The 19,332-nt window shown below is 25.7% G+C and carries 20 protein-coding genes and 1 pseudogene; 18 read left to right on the top strand and 3 right to left on the bottom strand.

Annotated elements, in window-relative coordinates; genetic code table 4:
• Positions 1-64: 64 nt before the first annotated feature.
• On the bottom strand, positions 65-673 hold the full coding sequence (locus AACL22_RS05830) for a DNA adenine methylase (protein ID WP_338990340.1): 609 nt from the start codon (positions 671-673) through the stop codon (positions 65-67).
• 579 nt (positions 674-1,252) lie between these two features.
• Positions 1,253-1,384, bottom strand: a complete 132-nt coding sequence (locus tag AACL22_RS05825; RefSeq protein ID WP_338990339.1) for a hypothetical protein — start codon at positions 1,382-1,384, stop codon at positions 1,253-1,255.
• Between the two features lie 572 nt (positions 1,385-1,956).
• Here AACL22_RS05825 and AACL22_RS05820 point away from each other — a divergent pair.
• The 18 genes from AACL22_RS05820 to AACL22_RS05735 all read left to right on the top strand — a co-directional run bounded on the left by AACL22_RS05820 (position 1,957) and on the right by AACL22_RS05735 (position 17,997).
• Positions 1,957-2,901, top strand: a complete 945-nt coding sequence (locus AACL22_RS05820; protein WP_338990337.1) for a hypothetical protein — start codon at positions 1,957-1,959, stop codon at positions 2,899-2,901.
• Positions 2,876-3,553, top strand: a complete 678-nt coding sequence (locus tag AACL22_RS05815; protein ID WP_338990335.1) for a hypothetical protein — start codon at positions 2,876-2,878, stop codon at positions 3,551-3,553. Before AACL22_RS05820 ends, AACL22_RS05815 begins: the two co-directional genes overlap by 26 nt.
• Positions 3,554-3,793: 240 nt before the next feature.
• Positions 3,794-4,672, top strand: a complete 879-nt coding sequence (locus AACL22_RS05810; protein ID WP_338990333.1) for a hypothetical protein — start codon at positions 3,794-3,796, stop codon at positions 4,670-4,672.
• A 27-nt stretch (positions 4,673-4,699) separates the two neighbouring features.
• The gene (locus AACL22_RS05805) at positions 4,700-5,464 is read left to right on the top strand and encodes a hypothetical protein (RefSeq protein WP_338990332.1); all 765 of its coding nucleotides are present in this window, start codon (positions 4,700-4,702) and stop codon (positions 5,462-5,464) included.
• A 95-nt stretch (positions 5,465-5,559) separates the two neighbouring features.
• Positions 5,560-7,101 (top strand): dicarboxylate/amino acid:cation symporter, encoded by a 1,542-nt coding sequence (locus tag AACL22_RS05800; RefSeq protein WP_338990330.1) that lies wholly within the window; start codon positions 5,560-5,562, stop codon positions 7,099-7,101.
• A gap of 74 nt (positions 7,102-7,175) precedes the next feature.
• Positions 7,176-8,516, top strand: coding sequence for an FAD-dependent oxidoreductase (locus AACL22_RS05795; protein WP_338990328.1), 1,341 nt, complete (start codon positions 7,176-7,178; stop codon positions 8,514-8,516).
• Positions 8,517-8,737: 221 nt separating this feature from the next.
• Positions 8,738-9,073 carry a hypothetical protein gene (locus AACL22_RS05790; RefSeq protein ID WP_338990327.1) on the top strand — a complete coding sequence of 112 codons (336 nt, stop codon included), beginning with the start codon at positions 8,738-8,740 and terminating at the stop codon, positions 9,071-9,073.
• A 200-nt stretch (positions 9,074-9,273) separates the two neighbouring features.
• A complete protein-coding gene (rpmE, locus tag AACL22_RS05785) occupies positions 9,274-9,579 on the top strand; it encodes a 50S ribosomal protein L31 (RefSeq protein ID WP_126821167.1) in 306 nt (101 codons plus the stop codon).
• Positions 9,580-9,757: 178 nt separating this feature from the next.
• Positions 9,758-10,288, top strand: a complete 531-nt coding sequence (locus AACL22_RS05780; protein WP_338990325.1) for a hypothetical protein — start codon at positions 9,758-9,760, stop codon at positions 10,286-10,288.
• A gap of 140 nt (positions 10,289-10,428) precedes the next feature.
• A complete protein-coding gene (locus AACL22_RS05775; protein ID WP_338990324.1) occupies positions 10,429-11,682 on the top strand; it encodes a hypothetical protein in 1,254 nt (417 codons plus the stop codon).
• Between the two features lie 13 nt (positions 11,683-11,695).
• The gene (locus AACL22_RS05770) at positions 11,696-12,658 is read left to right on the top strand and encodes a bifunctional oligoribonuclease/PAP phosphatase NrnA (protein WP_338990322.1); all 963 of its coding nucleotides are present in this window, start codon (positions 11,696-11,698) and stop codon (positions 12,656-12,658) included.
• A gap of 59 nt (positions 12,659-12,717) precedes the next feature.
• Positions 12,718-13,245, top strand: a complete 528-nt coding sequence (locus tag AACL22_RS05765; protein ID WP_422397481.1) for a thymidine kinase — start codon at positions 12,718-12,720, stop codon at positions 13,243-13,245.
• 14 nt (positions 13,246-13,259) lie between these two features.
• Positions 13,260-13,568, top strand: coding sequence for a hypothetical protein (locus tag AACL22_RS05760; RefSeq protein ID WP_338990320.1), 309 nt, complete (start codon positions 13,260-13,262; stop codon positions 13,566-13,568).
• Between the two features lie 104 nt (positions 13,569-13,672).
• A complete protein-coding gene (gene prfA / locus AACL22_RS05755; protein ID WP_338990319.1) occupies positions 13,673-14,749 on the top strand; it encodes a peptide chain release factor 1 in 1,077 nt (358 codons plus the stop codon).
• Entirely contained in the window at positions 14,749-15,609 is an 861-nt protein-coding gene (gene prmC, locus AACL22_RS05750) for a peptide chain release factor N(5)-glutamine methyltransferase (RefSeq protein WP_338990318.1), read from the top strand. The genes prfA and prmC overlap by 1 nt, the downstream gene beginning before the upstream one ends.
• A 35-nt stretch (positions 15,610-15,644) precedes the next feature.
• On the top strand, positions 15,645-17,069 hold the full coding sequence (locus AACL22_RS05745) for a polypeptide chain release factor methylase (RefSeq protein WP_338990316.1): 1,425 nt from the start codon (positions 15,645-15,647) through the stop codon (positions 17,067-17,069).
• A gap of 19 nt (positions 17,070-17,088) precedes the next feature.
• Positions 17,089-17,628, top strand: coding sequence for an L-threonylcarbamoyladenylate synthase (locus tag AACL22_RS05740; RefSeq protein ID WP_338990315.1), 540 nt, complete (start codon positions 17,089-17,091; stop codon positions 17,626-17,628).
• 87 nt (positions 17,629-17,715) lie between these two features.
• Entirely contained in the window at positions 17,716-17,997 is a 282-nt protein-coding gene (locus tag AACL22_RS05735; protein WP_338990313.1) for a hypothetical protein, read from the top strand.
• Between the two features lie 255 nt (positions 17,998-18,252).
• On the opposite strand, the pseudogene AACL22_RS05730 reads toward AACL22_RS05735, so the two are convergent.
• Positions 18,253-19,230 (bottom strand): annotated as a pseudogene (locus tag AACL22_RS05730) (IS30 family transposase).
• Positions 19,231-19,332 lie beyond the last annotated feature (102 nt).

The raw sequence follows: 19,332 nt of genomic DNA, 5'->3' as shown, positions 1-19,332 counted from the left end.
TTGAACATTTATTTTATTGATGTTATAATGAAATCAAATAAAGTGCTACACTTCATAGTACAATTTACAGTTCGTAAAAGTTCATTTTTGAATGTTTATAAACTCTTCCTTCATTATAAAAATATGGTGGATCTAAATATCAAACAATATTTTTATCCATATAATATTTATTAATAATATTTTTATAGTCCAAATTATAGAACTCAATATTATTTTTAGGATCAACTAATAGTCTTCTAACATTTTGAATTCTCAATAATTTATTAAAATTAAAATTTTGTTGTAATCTTTTTTCTGTTCAAGTTCCTCATTGTAAACCATTAAATGTTAATGCGTTCTTAATTAAAAATTCTTCACCAAAATTTAAACAATAATCATCAAACATTTTTTGTTTTAATTTGTTAATAGTTTTTGAATTAGGATATGCTAATTTTTTCAAATAATCCAATTCAATTAAATGAATACCATATTGTCAAAATTCAATTAAACTAGTATTCAAATCATTAAAAACTACTTTACTGCATAATTGTTGATCTAAAATATTTAATGCTACGGAAGCACCGCCACAAAATAAATCTATAAATTTATCAAATTTAGCCGGTAATAATGCTTTAATTTTATCAAAGTGTTTAGCTTTTCCACCTGGCCAAGACAACGGACTAATAAATTTCATTCTAATCCTCCTTTACTATAAAATGTTTAAATAATGTATATGTATTGTAATAAACATTGTTATACTAATGTTTAAATAATGTATATGTATTGTAATAAACATTGTTATACTAATGTTTAAATAATGTATATGTATTGTAATAAACATTGTTATACTAATGTTTAAATAATGTATATGTATTGTAATAAACATTGTTATACTAATGTTTAAATAATGTATATGTATTGTAATAAACATTGTTATACTAATGTTTAAATAATGTATATGTATTGTAATAAACATTGTTATACTAATGTTTAAATAATGTATATGTATTGTAATAAACATTGTTATACTAATGTTTAAATAATGTATATGTATTGTAATAAACATTGTTATACTAATGTTTAAATAATGTATATGTATTGTAATAAACATTGTTAAATATATAAAATTAAAAATTAAGGCACACTGAAAATAACTACTTAGTTTTAATTAATAGCTATTAAAATATAAAATTATACGCTTATAATTAATCAACTCACATAAAAGCTAGTGTGCCAAAATATATGAATAGCTATGGATCAGTTATAATAAATATTAAAAGCCTTTAACCATGACACGGAAAAAGTTTAATATTTTAATAATTACTCAAATTCCAAATGGAATTAAAATAATTCAAGCATCACCTAAAAAGGTCATTAATTGTGGTAACACAGCATAAACAAGCATCTTTAACTTTCATCATTGCTTGTCCCAAACCGCTTCAAATAGAATCCATTCCACCTGAAATAGTAGGAGTATCTGTAGCTAGAAAATTAACAGCTGTTGTTAAATACATACCTAACATTATTCTTTATCCTCTTTTTTTCAATTTCTTTTTTTCTTTTTTCTTACCTCGAATTTGACGAATTTTTTAATAAATCGATAAACCAATTCAAGCAAGAATTCCTAAAATAATAACAATACTAAATATTCATGTTAACCATACTGGCATAATTTAATTCCTCCTAAAAATTTAGCTTGCGCGGCACGCTCCGCGTGTTCGCTACGCTTAAAAATAAACAATATTGAATAAATTACCGCTAATAAATTACGCGGATAATTTATTCATTTTCTTTTACATTATTAGTTACTATCTTATTAACAGTATTAATAACATTATCTTTTCCATACTTAGTTACTAAGGACCTCAAAATAAAATAATGTTTTGTTTGCATAATTTCAACTCCTTAAATTAAATTTTCTATACATAAAAGAAAAAAACAAGATTATATCTTGTTTTTAACTAACAACCCGTATCTTTGCAACGGTCCCATATTAATACAAAAGCATTAGAATTAGACCAAAATGGTATGATCATTAAATTAAATTATTTGCATGGTGATGAAACTATGTTTAAACCAGCTGATAAATATTGGGCTCAATTGCAAGTTAATAGTGGTTTTACAGAAAATATTTTTAAATTAATGCGTGCTATTGGTAATCATAGCCCAACAGAAGTTATTAAAACTTTAGAATATTTAATAGAAAACATTCCTCAGTTTTGATCAACATATAAACAAAATTTTTTAGCTGGACAAGTGTTATATACATTTACCCAAATTAAAATTGCTTTGGTTCATTCTGCCTTACCAGAGGTATTAGGTATTTCAATGTTTTGAGCTTTTGCGCAATGAGATGAATCAACTAATACATATTATTTAACTGGTCGTGATTTTAGCAATTATTTAGAAAAAATTTTATTAATTATTGGTCCTAATACTTCAATTGGAAAAGTAATCTTAGACTATGTTGAAAAAAATCATCCACAATATTATGAAATTGTTAAAAAAACATTGGAAGTAATTGAAAGCGAAGGGAAACAATTTATTGATGGCTTTGTTCGTGAGATTTTTCCTAATTTGGATGAACATATAACTTGACCAAAATATAGTGCAAGAGCACAACAAGTAATTCGTGATTGAGCAAATTTAAATTCATCAATTTTTCAAGTTCCAGTTCATATTCAAGGTTACCAATATGGGGAAATATGGAATTGGTTTAGGTGAATTTTTTATAGCGATTGCAACGTGAGTTGGTGTTTTAATGCAAACATTTATTTTTGACCGTACTTGTCGAACAAAACGAGTTCGTTGATATCAACACTATTTTTCAAAATTGTTACTAATGTTAATTACAACAGTACTTCAAACCACAATTCTTGCACTTTCATTAGCGGCATTGGGTTACAGTCGCTTGGGAATTAGTTTTGGTTTATTGTATGCCTGATTATTATTTTGTAGTATTAATTTTACAATCATTGAACATGCAATATGATTTGCTCCAAGTGATGGGGATGTTGGAAAATATTTAATTGTTATTTATTTAATTTTAAATTTAACGGCAGGTTGGGGAACTTTCCCAGCCTTTATGCAAGGAACATTCTTCCATTTTATTTCGTTTATTACACCGTTTAAATATGCAATTCATGGAATGGGAAATATTATTTATGGCATTGGGACAGGTGAAGGTTCTTTAGTACAATATCAAACGGAAATTTTACAAAATGCTGGCATTTTATTAATTTGAATTCCAATTTTATTAATAATTAGTTTAGGACTAACTTATTTATGACGGCAAAAAGAATTATATGGAACTTTCAAATTAAAAGTTTTACAAACTGTTTTATTTGAAAGAAAAATTTCAATTCAGAAAAATATTAATTCTACTTTAAGAAGAGTATCAAATCAAGAAGTTGAAGAAATAAAAAAAAAACAAATTTTAATTGATCAACAAAATATTTTTGAAAAGCAGCAACTTAAAAAGATTGATAAAATGCAAGCAAAATTTGAAGCAACAAAAGATCCAAAATATTTATATCGAATTAAAAAAAAGCAAAAACTTTTACTGTTGAAGTAGAAGAAACGGACCGGGATAGTATTATGTAAAGATAATTAAGGAAAACAGTTATGGATACCAAAAAAAAAAAAAAAAATACCAACTTTTAAAGAAGTTTTTAAAAAAGAATGGCATCAACAAACAGTTAAAGATAAAACTCGCATTATAAAATTTATTGCAATTTGTATTGTGCCATTTTTATATGGCTTCTTTTGTGTTTGAGCTTTTTAAAATCCATTTCTTAAAACTGACCAAATTCCAATGGCAATTGTTAATCGTGATGCTAATTTATGTGTGATTTATAAACCCAAAAATGATAAGGATCAATCAATTGCTAATGCAACAGAAGTTCGTTATTTAACAGCAAAAGATGAAACAACTTGCTTAGCAACCGTTAAAGAAAATGAAATTGCACGTTATACAAGTATTAGTGATAATGCTATTGTGGGGCCACATTATTATGATAAGGAAAATGATAATGTTAAAATTAATATTAGTAGTATTACTTTAAAATTAAATTATTTGAAAAATGAAGCAACTGATTTTAATCCAACTGATAAATATTGAGTACAATTACGAATTCCAGAACATTATTCAAGCCATTTAATTAGTATTTTACGCAACATTGGGAGCAATATTTTAGATGCTGACCAGTTTTTGACAGATATTACATGAATAATAAATAATCCAACTAATCTTTGGGCTACTTATAAACAAAATTTTTTAATTGGTTATTTTGCGACAACATTTACAAATTTACGAGAAAGTTTTGTTCGCGAAGCAGTTCCACAATTAATTTTACCAATGATTTATACAATTTTAGCTAATCCAGATGGTTCAGTTAACCGCACTGTTTATCAAGAATATATTGAAAAAATTAATACAAGAAATTTAATAGATGAAACAAATAAATTAGTAACGGAAGGGAAGTTAACTACAGAACAAGGAAAAATTATTAATTCATTATTAAAAGTTTATGGAATTGTAAAAGGAAGAATGCTTTCATTTATTTTTGGTGTAGAAAATGTTGTTAGTAAAGAAAAATATTTTACGAATAGTGATGAGTTAGGGAAACATTTAAAGGATGTTGGTAATATAATTGATATTCCATATAATGTGCAAGGCCATGAATATAACTAGTATGGAATTGGCTTAAGTGAATTATTTATGTTAATTGGTATTTGAGTTGGAGCTTTAACGCAAACATTTGTGTATGACCGTAAAGGAAGAACGAAAAATACTTTGTTTTACCAACACTATTTTAGTAAATTGTTATTAATGTTATTAACATCTTGGATTCAAGTAACATTAATGATGCTTTCCTTATTAATTTTAGGATTTGGCGAAATTGAGCCAGTTTATGTTTGACTGTGGCTATGGCTCTTATTTTTAGGATCAATTTTTAATATTATTATTTGTTCAATTTGATTAGCAGTTCCTGATGAAATGTTGGCTCGTTTTATTGCTGTTGTTTACTTAATTATTAATTTATCAGCAGGTTGAGGAACTTTTCCTTCCTTTATGCAAGGAAAATTCTTTGATATTTTATCGTATATAACACCCTTCCGCTATGGATTGCATAATATTGGAGCAATAATATATGGTTTATCATTGCCAACAACTGTAGGGATTAGTGAATATCAAATTGAAATTATTAAAAATATGGTAATTTTATTTATTTGAGTTATTATTTTTGCTACAATAGGGTTAGTAGGAACCTATTATCGTTTTTTAAAAATAAAATATTGGACATTCAAGATAAAAGTAATTTATGAAGTAATGAATCATATTGATAGTGTTAAAGAATATAAAAAAAATACTAGTACATTAAATTATTTGACAAAAGAAGAACAAACTTTAATAAAAGCAGAGGTTTTTGCACAATTAGCGACAAAACAACAAAAAAAGAAATTAAAAAAACAGCATAAATAATTAATTTTATTTTTAAATATTTTATCCTTTTGTTGTTAATGATAGTTTGAAATGTATTATTAAACTATCAATTTATTCCAAGAAAGGTATAACAAATGCATTTTAATTTATTACTCAGTTCAGACAATAGTAATCCATTGCATGATTTTTTATCAATTTCAACTTGACAATCACTTATTAGTATTCTTTTTTTCTTTGGAATGATGTTTTTATTATGATTTTGAATTAAAAGAACAAAAATGCGATTTATTTTTCGTGTTTTATTAGGGTTAGTAATTGGTTTAATTTTTGGGATTATTATTCAAGCAATTAATGGTTTCCCATATAATGCAACGGAACCATCAGGGTCAATGATTAATCCAGAGATTCCAGATCCAAATAATCCGGATAAAACTATTCCAAATAATATTTATGTTTTATGAGTACATGAGTTTTCAATTTGAGTTAATTTATTTAGAATGATTTTCTTAAATGCAATTTTATTAATGACTGTTCCTGTTGTATTTTTAGCAATTGCAAGAGCTGTTTCAAAACCAGGAAAAGATGCATCTTCACGAAGAGGAACAATTATTACAATTACTATTTTATTATTAAATGTTGCAGCAATGTTTATTATTACATTATTTATTGGGATTGCATTTAATATTGGTAGTGGATTTATAATTTCCGGAAGTGGCAATTATGAAAAAGATGCATCAAAGCCATTGCCAGAAATTATTTGAAATTATGTTCCGTCTAATTTTGTACAGCCATTTCTTTTAGCAACAATTATTCCCGTAATGGTAATTGCTGGTTTAATTGGGTTAGCTGTTAAAAAATCAACTAAGCGACATCCAGAAGATATGCAAAAGATTCGTGATGGTTTTGACCGTTGATGAACAGTTATTATGTCATGTTTAATGTTTATTATTAAATTAATGCCATATGCTGTAATGTCAATGATAACTTATGCTATTATTTCACGACCAATTGGATACTTAGCACACATTGGAATTATTGTAGGAGTTGGTTATTTATGTTTAATCATTGCTTTAATTTGGCATTCATTATTATTAACATTATCAGGAGTAAATCCATTTAAATGATGGAAGTTTGCTATCAAACCGGTAATTCAGGGTTTTACAACTCAATCTTCTAATGCAACCTTACCCGTAACAATGGAAGTTTTAAAAGATGATATAAAAGTAAAAGAGAATCTTGTTGGAATATCTGCTCCTTTAACCACAACAATGGGGTTAACTGCTTGTGCAGGTGTACAAGCAGGAATTATTGTTTCTTTTATTTCAACAGCTGGTTTATATGATTTAACTGTTGCTAATTTCTTTATTGTTTTATTGGTAGTAGTTATTGCATCGTTAGGAATTGCTGGTGTGCCAGGGACAGCAAGTGTTGTTACTGCTGGTGTTTTAGGAGGAATTGGATTAGGAACATTGTATGTGCCAGTTTATGCAATTATTGGTGCTCTAGATGGTTTATTTGATATGGGACGAACAGCTGTCAATGTTGCGGGGGGATTACAAGCAACAACAATTGCTGCTCAGTTAACTAATTCATTAGAAAATAAAGACTTAATTCTTTTTAAATGGTCAAGATTGCGAAAAAAACGAAAACGGGAAAAAAGAAAAAACAAAGAATAAAGGCTTAGTCCTTTATTTTTATTTTAATAATCTAAGGTTATAATATTACTATAGAAGAAAGAAAGTTGAAAAATATGAAAGTAATAGTAATTGGTGGTTCAACAGCTGGCATGACAGCAGCAAGTAAATTAAAACGTATGTTAAAAAATGATGTTGAAATTATTGCTTATCAAAAGTTTAAATATCCATCATTAGGAGCTTGTGGAATTCCTTATTATGTTGGAAAACATTTTGACAATGCAGAAATAATGATTGCACGAACTGTTGAAGAATTTCAAAATCGGGGGATTCTTGTTAAAACTAGTTGTGAAATAACACGCGTTGATTTTAAAACAAAAACTATTTACGGAATTAACTATAATACAAACCAAGAATTTATTGATAATTATGACAAATTAATTATTAGTGTTGGAGCAACACCACGTCGTTTAAATCTAGCAGGAGAAGACGCTGTAAATGTTTTTACAGGGACAACCTTGGAAGCTGCCATTGAATTACGTTCACGTTTAAAAAAAGAAAAAAATGTTACTATTATTGGCGGAGGTTTTATTGGATTAGAATTTTGTGAAAGTTTTGGCTTGGCAAGAAAAAAAATTACGTTAATTGAAGCTGACAAATGAATTTCACGAAAATTGCTTGACGAAGATATTGCACATTTATTAGCAAATGATTTAGAAAAAAAAGGAATTAAAATTAAAACAAATACCAAAGTAACAGAACTTGTTGTTGAAAATAATAAGGTAACAAAAATTAAATTATCACCGGAAGAAGAAATTGCAACAGATTTAGTATTAGTTGCAATTGGGGTTACTCCGGCAACTAATTTTTTAAAAACAACAGATTTAAAAATGAATGAATTTGGGGCAATTTTAGTGAATAACCAATTTGAAACAAATATTAAAGATGTTTATGCTGTAGGTGATTGTGTGATGACAAAAAATATTATTGATAATAAATTAAATTATATGTCGTTAGCAACAATTGCAGCCAAAAATGGTAAGGTTCTAGGTAATATTTTAGCGGGAAAGAAAGATCATTTTCCTGGTGGAATTGGAACAAGTATTATGCAGGTTTTCGAAAGTGAAATTGCTCGAACAGGATATACAAAAGAACAAGCAATTTTGAATGGTTTTAATGTGAAAGAGGTCGTTGTAAATGGAACAGATCACACACACTATGTTGCTGATGCGAAGTCAATAACAATTAAAATTATTTATGACCAAAAAGCTAAAATTATTGTTGGTGCACAAATTTTTGGTTATAATAAAGCTAGTTTAAGAATCAATGCTTTAATCCCAATTATTTGAACAAAAACTAAAATTGGTGAAATTGAGTATTTAGATCTACCATATTCACCTCCTTTTGCAAAAAGTGTTGATGTATTAAACGTTGCTTTGACAAAAATTAATGAGTAATAAAAATTAAAGGAGATAATAATATTAAATGACAGTAAAAATGCAATTAATTGACGAAAAACTATTAAAAAATATAATAGTAAAAAAGTAATTAATCAAGAAGATTTAACAGTAATACTTGAAGCAGGGCGCGCTTAGTACCTTGTTCATTAGGAATTGAAGTAACTAATGTTGTTAGTATTACAAATCAAGAATTAAAAAAGAAATTTGCTGATGAAGCAATGCTTGGTTGAAATCAAGAAAAAGTCAAAAATGCTAGTTGTATAATGCTTATTACGGGTACTAATCCATCTTATTTAGTTTCAACTGAATTTTTAACAAAACGCTTAGAACGAGTTATTAATCAAGCAGATGATTTAGAAAAAGCAATTAAAAAATATCAAACTTTTTTGCAACAAAAAGAACATCTTTCTGCATTTGTTTCAGAACAAGCTCATATTGTAACTAGTTTTATTACAATTCAAGCTGCTGATTTAAGAATAGGAACTACTATTATGGGTGGTTTTGATGCAAAAAAATGTGATGAGTTATTAGCAAAACATTGTACGTTTGATTAAGGAAAATATCATACAGTCTTAGCTTTAGCGTTAGGATACTATGATGAAGATGATGATAAAGCAACAATGCCACGTGTTAGAATTGATTTTAATGAATTTGCAAAGATTATTTAATAATCTTTGTTTTTGTTTAAATATGTGTTATCATTATTTACGTGCAAATAATATGCAGTCATATTATTAAAAGTGAGGTGAGTTATATGGCAAGAGAAGGAATCCATCCAAAATATTTTGATACTAAAATTATGTGTACAACTTGTGGAACTGAGTACATAAGTGGTTCTACTAAAGGAGAAGAATTAAAAGTTGATACTTGTTCTTCATGCCATCCCTTCTATACAGGAAGTCAACAGTTTGCTAATGCAGCTGGACGTGTTGAACGATTTAAATCTAAATTTAATAAAAAAGAAGAGTTAGTAAAACAAACAGAAAAAGCATCAAAAGCACAAAAAGAACTTAACAAAAAAACAGCGAAACCAAAATCTGATGAACAAAAAGCAGAATAATTGGTAAACCTTTATCTTTTTAAGATAAAGGTTTTTTTGATATTTTGTGATGTAATTTTATTAAATTAGAAACATAATTTTTCAAAAATTAGCGGAAATATAAGTTTAACTTAACAATAACTATTTTTTATTATTTTTATTTGGGTATAATAAAATTAATTGGGAGCGTGGTATTTTAATGGGATTGAAAATTAATAATTTAAAGTATAAACGATATAAAAAAATTATTTTTAGTGATTTAAATTTTAGTGTTGATAGTCAAGAAGTTTTGGGGACTCATTTTGAAAATAAGTTTTCACAATTATATTTTTTAAAATTGTTATTGGGAAAGAAAAAACCACGTAATGGAAAGATTTATTTAAACAATAGAAATATCACAACTTTATTACCAAAAGAACGTAGAATTGGTTATGTATCACCCGGCCCATTAAGATTAGCTTTTTTACCAACAAAATTACGTTTGGCTTATCATATTTTAAAAACGCCAAAATTTTTACATGATAGTTCATTAAAATATAATAAAAATAAATATTTTTATAAAAATTTAGTTTTTACTGGTAATGATTTAAATAAACAAGATTTAATATTAAAAATAGATAAAATCATTAATGAATATTTTAATAATTCAATTCATATTAAAGAAGAATGAATTGAGACTTATTTAACTCAAATTAGTGAATTCCATAAAAAAAAATTAGTAAAATTTTAGATGATGATAAAGATTCAATTTTTATTCAAAGTTTACATACTTATACTTATAAAAGAGAAGAAATTCGTGTATATGAAGGTTATCTTGCATTTTTACAAGCTTTATGAGATAAAATTTATTATATTTCTGACTTAGATTATTTGTGTGATTGTTATGAAATTTCTAAAAAAAGAAAACTTAAAGAAAAAAGTTTTGGTTTTATTGGGGCAAAATTAGTTTGTAAAAAGTATTTAAAAATATTGCAGACTGAAATTACATATGAACGTTATCTTTTAATTAAAGCACGAAAAGCATTAAAAAAATATCGTCTTAATGTTATAAATATGGTTTTAAAAGATAGTAAACATAAGAGTGTTATTAAAGGAATTTTAAATAAAAGTAATTCCTCAAATATAATTACTTGAACAAAATTATCAGAAGATCAATGATTTAACTATAATCAAAAACAAGAACAATTAATTGCAAATTTATTACCAGATGAAGCAACAATTATTAAGGGAAAAGTTTTAGAATATTTTCATAAATATCATTTGGAATTATTAAATAATACATTAGAAACTCGTGAAAAAGATAATTCACTTACTATTGAAGAAGCAAATGAAAAAGTTGTAACAGTTTATAATCAAGCTTTTGAAGAAGTTAAAAAATTAATGAGTAATTTAAATATTAAAATGAATTGATTTAAACTTACTAAAAATTTAAGTAGTTTTGATCATACTAAAATTAGATTGATTAATGCCATTTTAAGTAAGAAAGAATTAATTATTTTACATAATACTTTTGACAATTTAACTCATAATGAAGCAAATGAATTAAATGAAATTTTACTTAGTTTAAAAAACTATAATCCACAGTTAATTTTTTTAGTTTTAACAAAGAACATTGAGAATATTAAAAATTATGTTACACAATTATTATTTTTTGATAAGGATAATAATTACAAATTGATGTCAAAAAATCATGCTGAATTTTTACCTAATACAATTAATTTATATCAAATAATGTATAATAGTTCAGAAAATGTTTTTAGCATGAAATATTCTATAACAGAAAATGTTTTAGAAAATGAAAAAATTAAGATTAAATTACCTAAAGGAACTAAATTAATTGATCAAAAAGAATATTATTTAGCAGTTAATCCAAACTTAATCTCATTCCAAAAGACAAAGGAATTTAACAAAGATTTACATTTATTATATAAAGGACATGTTAAGTCAATTAAAAAAGTCTTTAAATCAATTGTTTGCTTTTTTGAAGTTAATGATGAAGTTATTTTTAAAATTTTAGTGTCAGAAAAAGAACTAAATTTAAAAAAAACAACAAAAATATATTTTGAAAAGAATGCATTATTAGTTTATGATAAAGTTAACAATAATTTAGTTGCTAACATATAAGTGAGGAAAACAAATGCAAGATTTAAAAGGAATTATTTTACAAAAAATTAAAGATTATAAGACAATTATTTGTTTACGTCATATTTCACCAGATGGTGATGCATATGGTTCAGCATTTGGATTAGCACAATTCATTAAAGATAATTTTCCAAATAAGAGGGTATTAGTTGATGGTGAACCAAATGATTTTTTAGCCTTTTTAGCAACACCTGATCTTCTTCAAACAGAAGATTATAAAGATGCGTTAGTAATTGTGACTGATACAGCGAACATTGAACGAATTGATAGTAAATATTGGCAGAAAGCAAAAGAAGTTATTAAAATTGATCATCATCCTAATGATACGCCATTTGGTGATATACAATGAATTGATGAAACTAAAATTGCAGTTTCAGAAATGATTGCTGAGTTAGTTTTAACATCAAAATTAATAGTAACACCAGAGGCAGCCAAATTAATTTTTACTGGAATTGTAACAGATTCAAATCGTTTTATGTATAGTAAAACTTGCCACAATACTTTTATGTTAGCAGGGCAATTAGTTGCGACAGGTTTTGATTTGCAATCAATTTATCAAAATTTATATGAAAAATCATGAGTTAATGTACGCTTTAAAAATTATTTGTTATCGCAAGTAGTTATTTATAATAAAGAAATTAGTTATGTTAAGATAACTGACGAAATGTTAAAAGAACATAATATGAGTTATGAGACTGTTAAACCATGGGTTAATATTATGAGTAATATTAAAGAATTTAAAATTTGAATGTGAGTAATTGAAAATAAAGCAGAGGGTTATATAAACCTTAGCATTCGTAGTAATACTTATATTATTAATAAAGTAGCAGAAAAGTACTGTGGTGGTGGTCATCAGTTAGCAAGCGGTGCAAAAATTTATCAGTGAGAAGATTTAGAACGAGTTTTAAAAGACTTAAGTTTTGTAATTAAAAATAACATTAAATATATGGGAGGTTAAGAATGTATTTTTAAAATAGTAAAGCTCAAATAGACTGAATAGAAGTTATCACTGGTTGTATGTTTGCTGGAAAAACCGAAGAGTTTATTCGCCGCTTAGTTCGCCTAGGTTATGCTAAATTTGAAATTCAAGTTTTTAAACCAACAATTGATAATCGTTATAGTGAAAACCAAGTTGTTAGTCATAGCAAAAAAGCAGTTGAAGTAATATCAGTTAAGAATTCTGAAGAGTTATTAACAAACCTTAAACCAACAACAAATTTTGTTGGGATTGATGAAGTCCAATTTTTTGATAATAATATTGTTAAACTTGCTGATTCTTTAGCAGAAAAAGGAATTATTGTTATTGTTAATGGTTTAGATAAAGATTTTCGAGGTGAAGCTTTTATTAATGTTGAACAATTAATGACACGAGCAGAAGAGGTTAAGAAATTGCATGCAATTTGTGTTAAATGTGGAAATTTAGCAAATAGAACCCAACGTTTAATTAATGGGAAACCAGCTAATTATTATGATCCAATTGTTTTAATTGATGAAAAGGATAAATATGAAGCTCGCTGTCGTCATTGTCATGAAGTAACATCCTAATGTAGGAGGAAAAAATGTTAACAAAAATTGGATTAAATGCTGAAGTTTATTTTATTATAAATAGTAAGCCAAAAAATATAAAAAAAATTAAAGCTCATTTTATTGAAAATTTGCCAATTAATTCCAAAATAATAATTTTAGAAGACTTATTAATTAAGGAAAATGACAATGTGATTGTTAATGGTAATGTTTTTAAAATTAGCCAAAAAATTATTCATAAACATCCCATTAAAAAAACATTTGAAAGTTGTGAATATCGTTTAACTTTAGTTGACCAATTAAAAAATTTGCCAAAATTTCAAACATTAATTTCAAATCAGTAAAAAGTCATTAATTATTATGATTTTTTTATTATAATGAATTAAATTAATCATTATTATTTAAAATATATTATAATTGTTAAGTGTCTAAAAAAGAGGTGAAGCAAATGAATCAAAAAACAATTGAACGATTAGAAACAATGTTAAAGCGGTGAAATTTAATTAATGAAGAATTAACAAAACCAGAAATAGTTAATGATGTAAAAAAGTTAACTAGTTTAGCAAAAGAACAAGCACAATTAGAGGAAACCGTTGCTTTATACTTAAATTATAAAAATGTTTTAAATAATATTAATGAAGCAAAATTAATTTTAGAGACAGAAAAGGATTATGAGTTAATTGAATTAGCAAAAGAAGAATTAAAAACCTTAGAAATAAGAAAAAAACAACTTACAGCAGAGTTAAAAGTAATGTTATTGCCAAAAGATCCTAATGATGATAAGAATGTTATTTTTGAAATTCGTGGAGCAGCAGGTGGTGATGAAGGAAACATTTTTGCTGGTGATTTATATCGAATGTATATAAAATATGCAGAACAACAACATTGAAAAGTAGAATTAATTGAAGCAAATGAATCAGAAGCAGGTGGCTTTTCTACAATTTCCTTTATGGTTAAAGGAGATCGTGTTTATTCAAAAATGAAATTTGAATCAGGAGCACATCGTGTTCAACGAATTCCAAAAACAGAAAGTAAAGGGCGAGTACATACATCAACAGCAACCGTTGCTGTTTTACCAGAAATTGAAGAAGTTGATTTTGAAATTAAAACTGCTGATTTAAAAATTGATACTTACCGTGCTTCAGGAGCAGGGGGACAACATGTTAATACAACTGATTCAGCTGTTCGAATTACTCATTTACCAACAGGAGTTGTTGTAACTTCCCAAGATGGCCGTAGTCAACATGAAAATAAGGCATTAGCAATGCAACATTTACGAAGTAAATTATATGAAGAACAGCAACGTAAAATTAATGAAGAGCGTGGAACATTAAGAAAAGATGCAGTAGGAACAGGCGACCGGAGTGAAAAAATTCGAACATATAATTATCCTCAGAATCGGGTTACTGATCATCGTATTAATTTAACACTACAAAAATTAGACCAAATTATGGAAGGTAATTTAGATGAAATTGTAGTAGCATTAATTAATGAAGAACAAAGATTAAAAATGGAAGGAAACTAATGACAGTTAATGAATTAATTCAAAAGTCAGAAGATTATTTGAAAGACTCGAATAATGCTAATTATCTTGTCGATATTAAAATTTTAATAGCATTTTTTATGAAAACTTCATTAGCAAAATTATATGCAATTCAAAATGATAAAATTAATTTTAAGATTGATGATTATTGACAACAGTTAATGGCATATCGTAATGGAAAACCAATCCAACATATTACTAATTTACAAAATTTTTATGGATATGATTTTTATGTTGATTATAATGTTTTAATTCCTCGCTATGAAACAGAAGAATTAGTTGATAATATTAATATTATAATTGATGAAATATTGCTTAATAATGGTGATAAACCATTAACTTTAATTGATATTGGAACTGGGAGCGGAGCAATTGCAATTAGTTTAGGCTTAGAAAATCCAAGTTTAACAATTTATGCTAGTGATATTTCAACTGAAGCATTAAAAGTAGCAAAAAGAAATATTAAGCAGTTAAATTGCAAAAATGTTAAATTATTGGAAGGTGATATGCTAGAACCATTTATTAAAAATAAGATTAAAGCTGATCTGCTAGTTTGTAATCCACCTTATATTCCAAAGAATCAAAATATTAGTAATCGTGTTAAAAATTATGAGCCACATGTTGCTTTGTTTGGTGATATTGATGGCCTATATTTTTATCGAGAAATTTTTCAAAATTGACAAAAGGTTGTTAAAAAAAATGGCATTTTATGTTTTGAACATGGTTATAACCAAAAAAAAGATTTAGAAAAATTAGTAAAAGAATATTTTCCAAATCAGAAATATTATTTTCAAAAAGATATAAATAAAAAATGACGAATGTTATTTATTAATATTTTGTAATAAAATAAAAGAAACTTAAGTGTGAGGTGCAGGATATGGAAGATAAACTTAAAAATATTAAAAGAACTCGCATTATTAGTATTGCTTTTTTATTAGTTTTATTTATTATGGTCCCATATTTTACTTTTATATATGTATCACATAGTGATCAACTTTTAAAAAAATACTTTAATTTTATTGCAACAGTACCTAATGATGTGTTAACAACATTTACAACACCTAATCTACCAAATGAATTTTTAATCTTTGGTTTGCCATATATTGCATTAGGAACATTAGCAGGTGCCATTATTAGTAGTGTTTTTTACATTCATCATCAAAAACGAACAGTTAATTTTAATAATAGAATGTTGTTAATTGGAACAGTTTTTATTATCTCTTTTTTATTTAGTGCTTGTTTATTATTTTCACTTGCAGAATATTATTATGATTTTTTTACAGAGTGATGTCGTTCTTTAAGAGGTGGTTATACTGGTCCTAAGTTTGTTAAAAATATTCAAGATATGATTCATAAAGATATTCCAAATCGAGATGCAATTGTTAAAGCATTAATTAATTTAGCAACAGGGCCTGGAACAAACAATAAATATCCATTAACATGAATTGGTCTTAATGCTATTTGATGAATTACAGGATTACAAATGATTTTTATTATTTTTATTATGTTGAAAGTTAGTTTTAAATTAGAATGATTATTAAATGATAATATTAATCCAACTAAAAAAGAAGAATTATTTGTTTTAAAAGATACATTTAATCAAAGTCGTCTTAAAAAGTTTATTAGTCTATATTTAATTCCAAATGAATTTAATATTTCACTATGAGTCGTTTTTTTTTCAAGTATGGTTTTTATTCCCCAATTTGTTTATACAATTATTATTGGCAGTAGTTTTACTGATGCAAACCGGTTTTTTTTATTTTCTTACTTTTATCCACAATTAACAATTAATGCTATTATACCGAATACAACTAGTATTTTAGATCAACCAAATATTGATTATTTTGAGATGACAATGAATATGCCCGGGTCAGGAATTTTTATTAGTGTTGTACCAATTGTTTCTTCTGCTTTAATTATTTCAATGTTATTTGCATTTACTTTTGTAATGTTGAAAAAACCAAATTTAACTAAAAAAGGTTTTATTAGTTTTTATGTTAGTTTTTTAATTGTAACTGGGACTTCACTAGTAATGTTTCTGGTTTCTCAATATGAATTAACAAAAGCAGTTGATTATTGGAATAGTCAAAGTGATAATTTTAAAGAAACAGTAATGGAGCCACTTTTTAAAACAACACATTTAGATTACTTTTGATTACAAGGAAATGAATTATTAGCAAGTGGTATTCTATTATCTGCTTTCATTACTGTTTTATCAATTATTGCTCTTTCACATATTTCAAAAATTAAAAGTAATCATATTAGCAATGAACAAATTAAATCAAATTCAAAGGGTTCATAAGAAAGGAGGCTAATTATATATGAAAGTATATACTGTAAAAGATCGCAAAGAGATTATTGCTGGTTATTTAGCAGAAAAAATTATTATTGTTCCAACAGATACTATTTATGGCATGACGTGTATTATTAGTTCACCAGTAGCAAAAGCGAGAATTTTTAAAGTTAAAGGACGATCAGAAAAAATGTATTTATCAGTTATTGTTAGTTCAGTTCGTATGGCGAAGAATTTTATTGACTTGCCACGTGATGATTTAAAACTCTTTAAAAAGAATGAAACTATTACTATAATTGGTAACATAAAAGATGATATTAATAAGCTTTATAACATTACAAAAGATAATACAATTGGGATTAGAATTACAAAATCAAAATGATTAAAAAAAATTATTAATAAGGTTGGGCCAATTTATGGGACAAGTGTAAATATTAGCGGTCAAAATTATGCTAAAGAATTTAATGATCTTCAAAAATTTAATGTTGATATTATTGTTGACGTTGGTTATTTAGATAATCGTCCTTCAAAGATTTATAATTCTTTAACAAAAGAATTTATTAGATAAGGAGGCAAAAAATGGCAAAAAAAAATAAATAAAAAACAATGATCATGATATCGAATTATTAATGTTGTTGTTTTATGTATCTTAATTTTGTTAACATGTATTTTTATTGTTTTATTTATTATTAACCAAAAAAAATATACTGTTGCTTTCTTAATTACAATCTTATTTTTAGGTGTATGAGTTATTGGTTACTTTATGGGGCATTTTTTTATGAATAAAGATAATCTTCGAATTGGGACAAGAAAAATAATGAGGGACTATCGTAAAAAAGATGATGATGGTAGCAATCCACCCTTTGGAAACAAGGAAGAAAGAATTAAACAATTAGAACAAGAACTTGCGGATTTAAAGAAAGAGCACAATGGTTAATTTTAGAAAAGGATAATATCATACCAAATTGCATTTCATAATGCAATTTTTTTTATAATTTTTTTAGAAATATGATATAATTTAACTATGTAAATTGTACTATGAAGTGTAACACCCTACTTAATTTTATTATAAACACCAATAAAATAAATGTTCAATATAATTTATTTTAAAAAAATTTAGTATTTTTGTTTTAAATTTATGAATTTTGGCACACTGAAAAATAAAATGATTAAAATTTTATAAGTAATTATATTAAAAATTAAACATTTGTATAAAAACTTCTTTTGAAGATAGTCAATGTAAAGATTTTTTAAGTTTAGAGTTTATTATATTAGCAACTTCTTGATAATAATTTCTTGAATAAATACTTAAATCAATTCCTTTGGAAAATCAATGTCTAAAATCACGAATTGCTCTTTCAACTTTTGGTTTTTGTGTTGGAGTTCCAGCATCACAAAAATATACTTTAGCATTTGTTATTTTTTCAATTTTTTCTCAATCAGCAAATTCTTTACCTTGATCAGTAATAATTCCTTTGCATCTGTCTTTGAAAAATCTGTTAGAAAAAATTCGTTTTAATGCCTTTGTAACTTCTTTTGTTGTTTTTTCTTTTAATGGTTCAATGATTTTAAATTGGGTTAATTCTTCGATTAAAACTAAACAAACACCATTATTTTTTCCAACCATAGTGTCCATTTGAAATCAACCAAATTCATATTTATCATGTTTTGCTTCTTCAATAGTTCTAAAATTTCTTATTTTACCGCGATTATCAATCCTATTTTTTGTTTTATATTTTCTACCATGAAAATACAAATTATATTTCTTGAAATTTAAAAATCCCAAATGAATATATTTATATAAAGTTTTAAAACATACTGGAAATTTAATACCAAACTCTTTTTCATATTTTTTACAGATTTGTTCTGGTGAATTATGAAATTTGTTATATTTTTCATCTAGTCATTCTAAAATATTTAGCAATAATGATGATTTTTTAAAACATTTTTGTCGTTTTTGTAAATAATTTCCTTGTGCTAATTTAGCGTCATATTCATTATCTTTTAACCTTTTTATTTCTCGTCTAATTGTATTGCGATTTTTATGCAATATTTTTTCTATTTTAGATATATTGGATTTACCATTTTTTCTTTTTTAAGAATCAAGTTCTAATAAATCTTTTAACATTACTCTTTCTTTAAAAGTAAAATGATGCTTTGTTTTATCCATTTTAAAAAATCCTTTCTTTTATATACAAAGCTAATTATATAGTTTTTTGATGTTTTGGGCGAGCGGTTGATTTTCTTAAATTTTTGTGATAAAATGACTGAC

The organism is Spiroplasma endosymbiont of Seladonia tumulorum, assembly GCF_964020235.1.
Lineage (GTDB): Bacteria > Bacillota_I > Bacilli_A > Mycoplasmatales > Mycoplasmataceae > Spiroplasma.
This window is presented reverse-complemented; position numbering and strand designations above follow the sequence as displayed.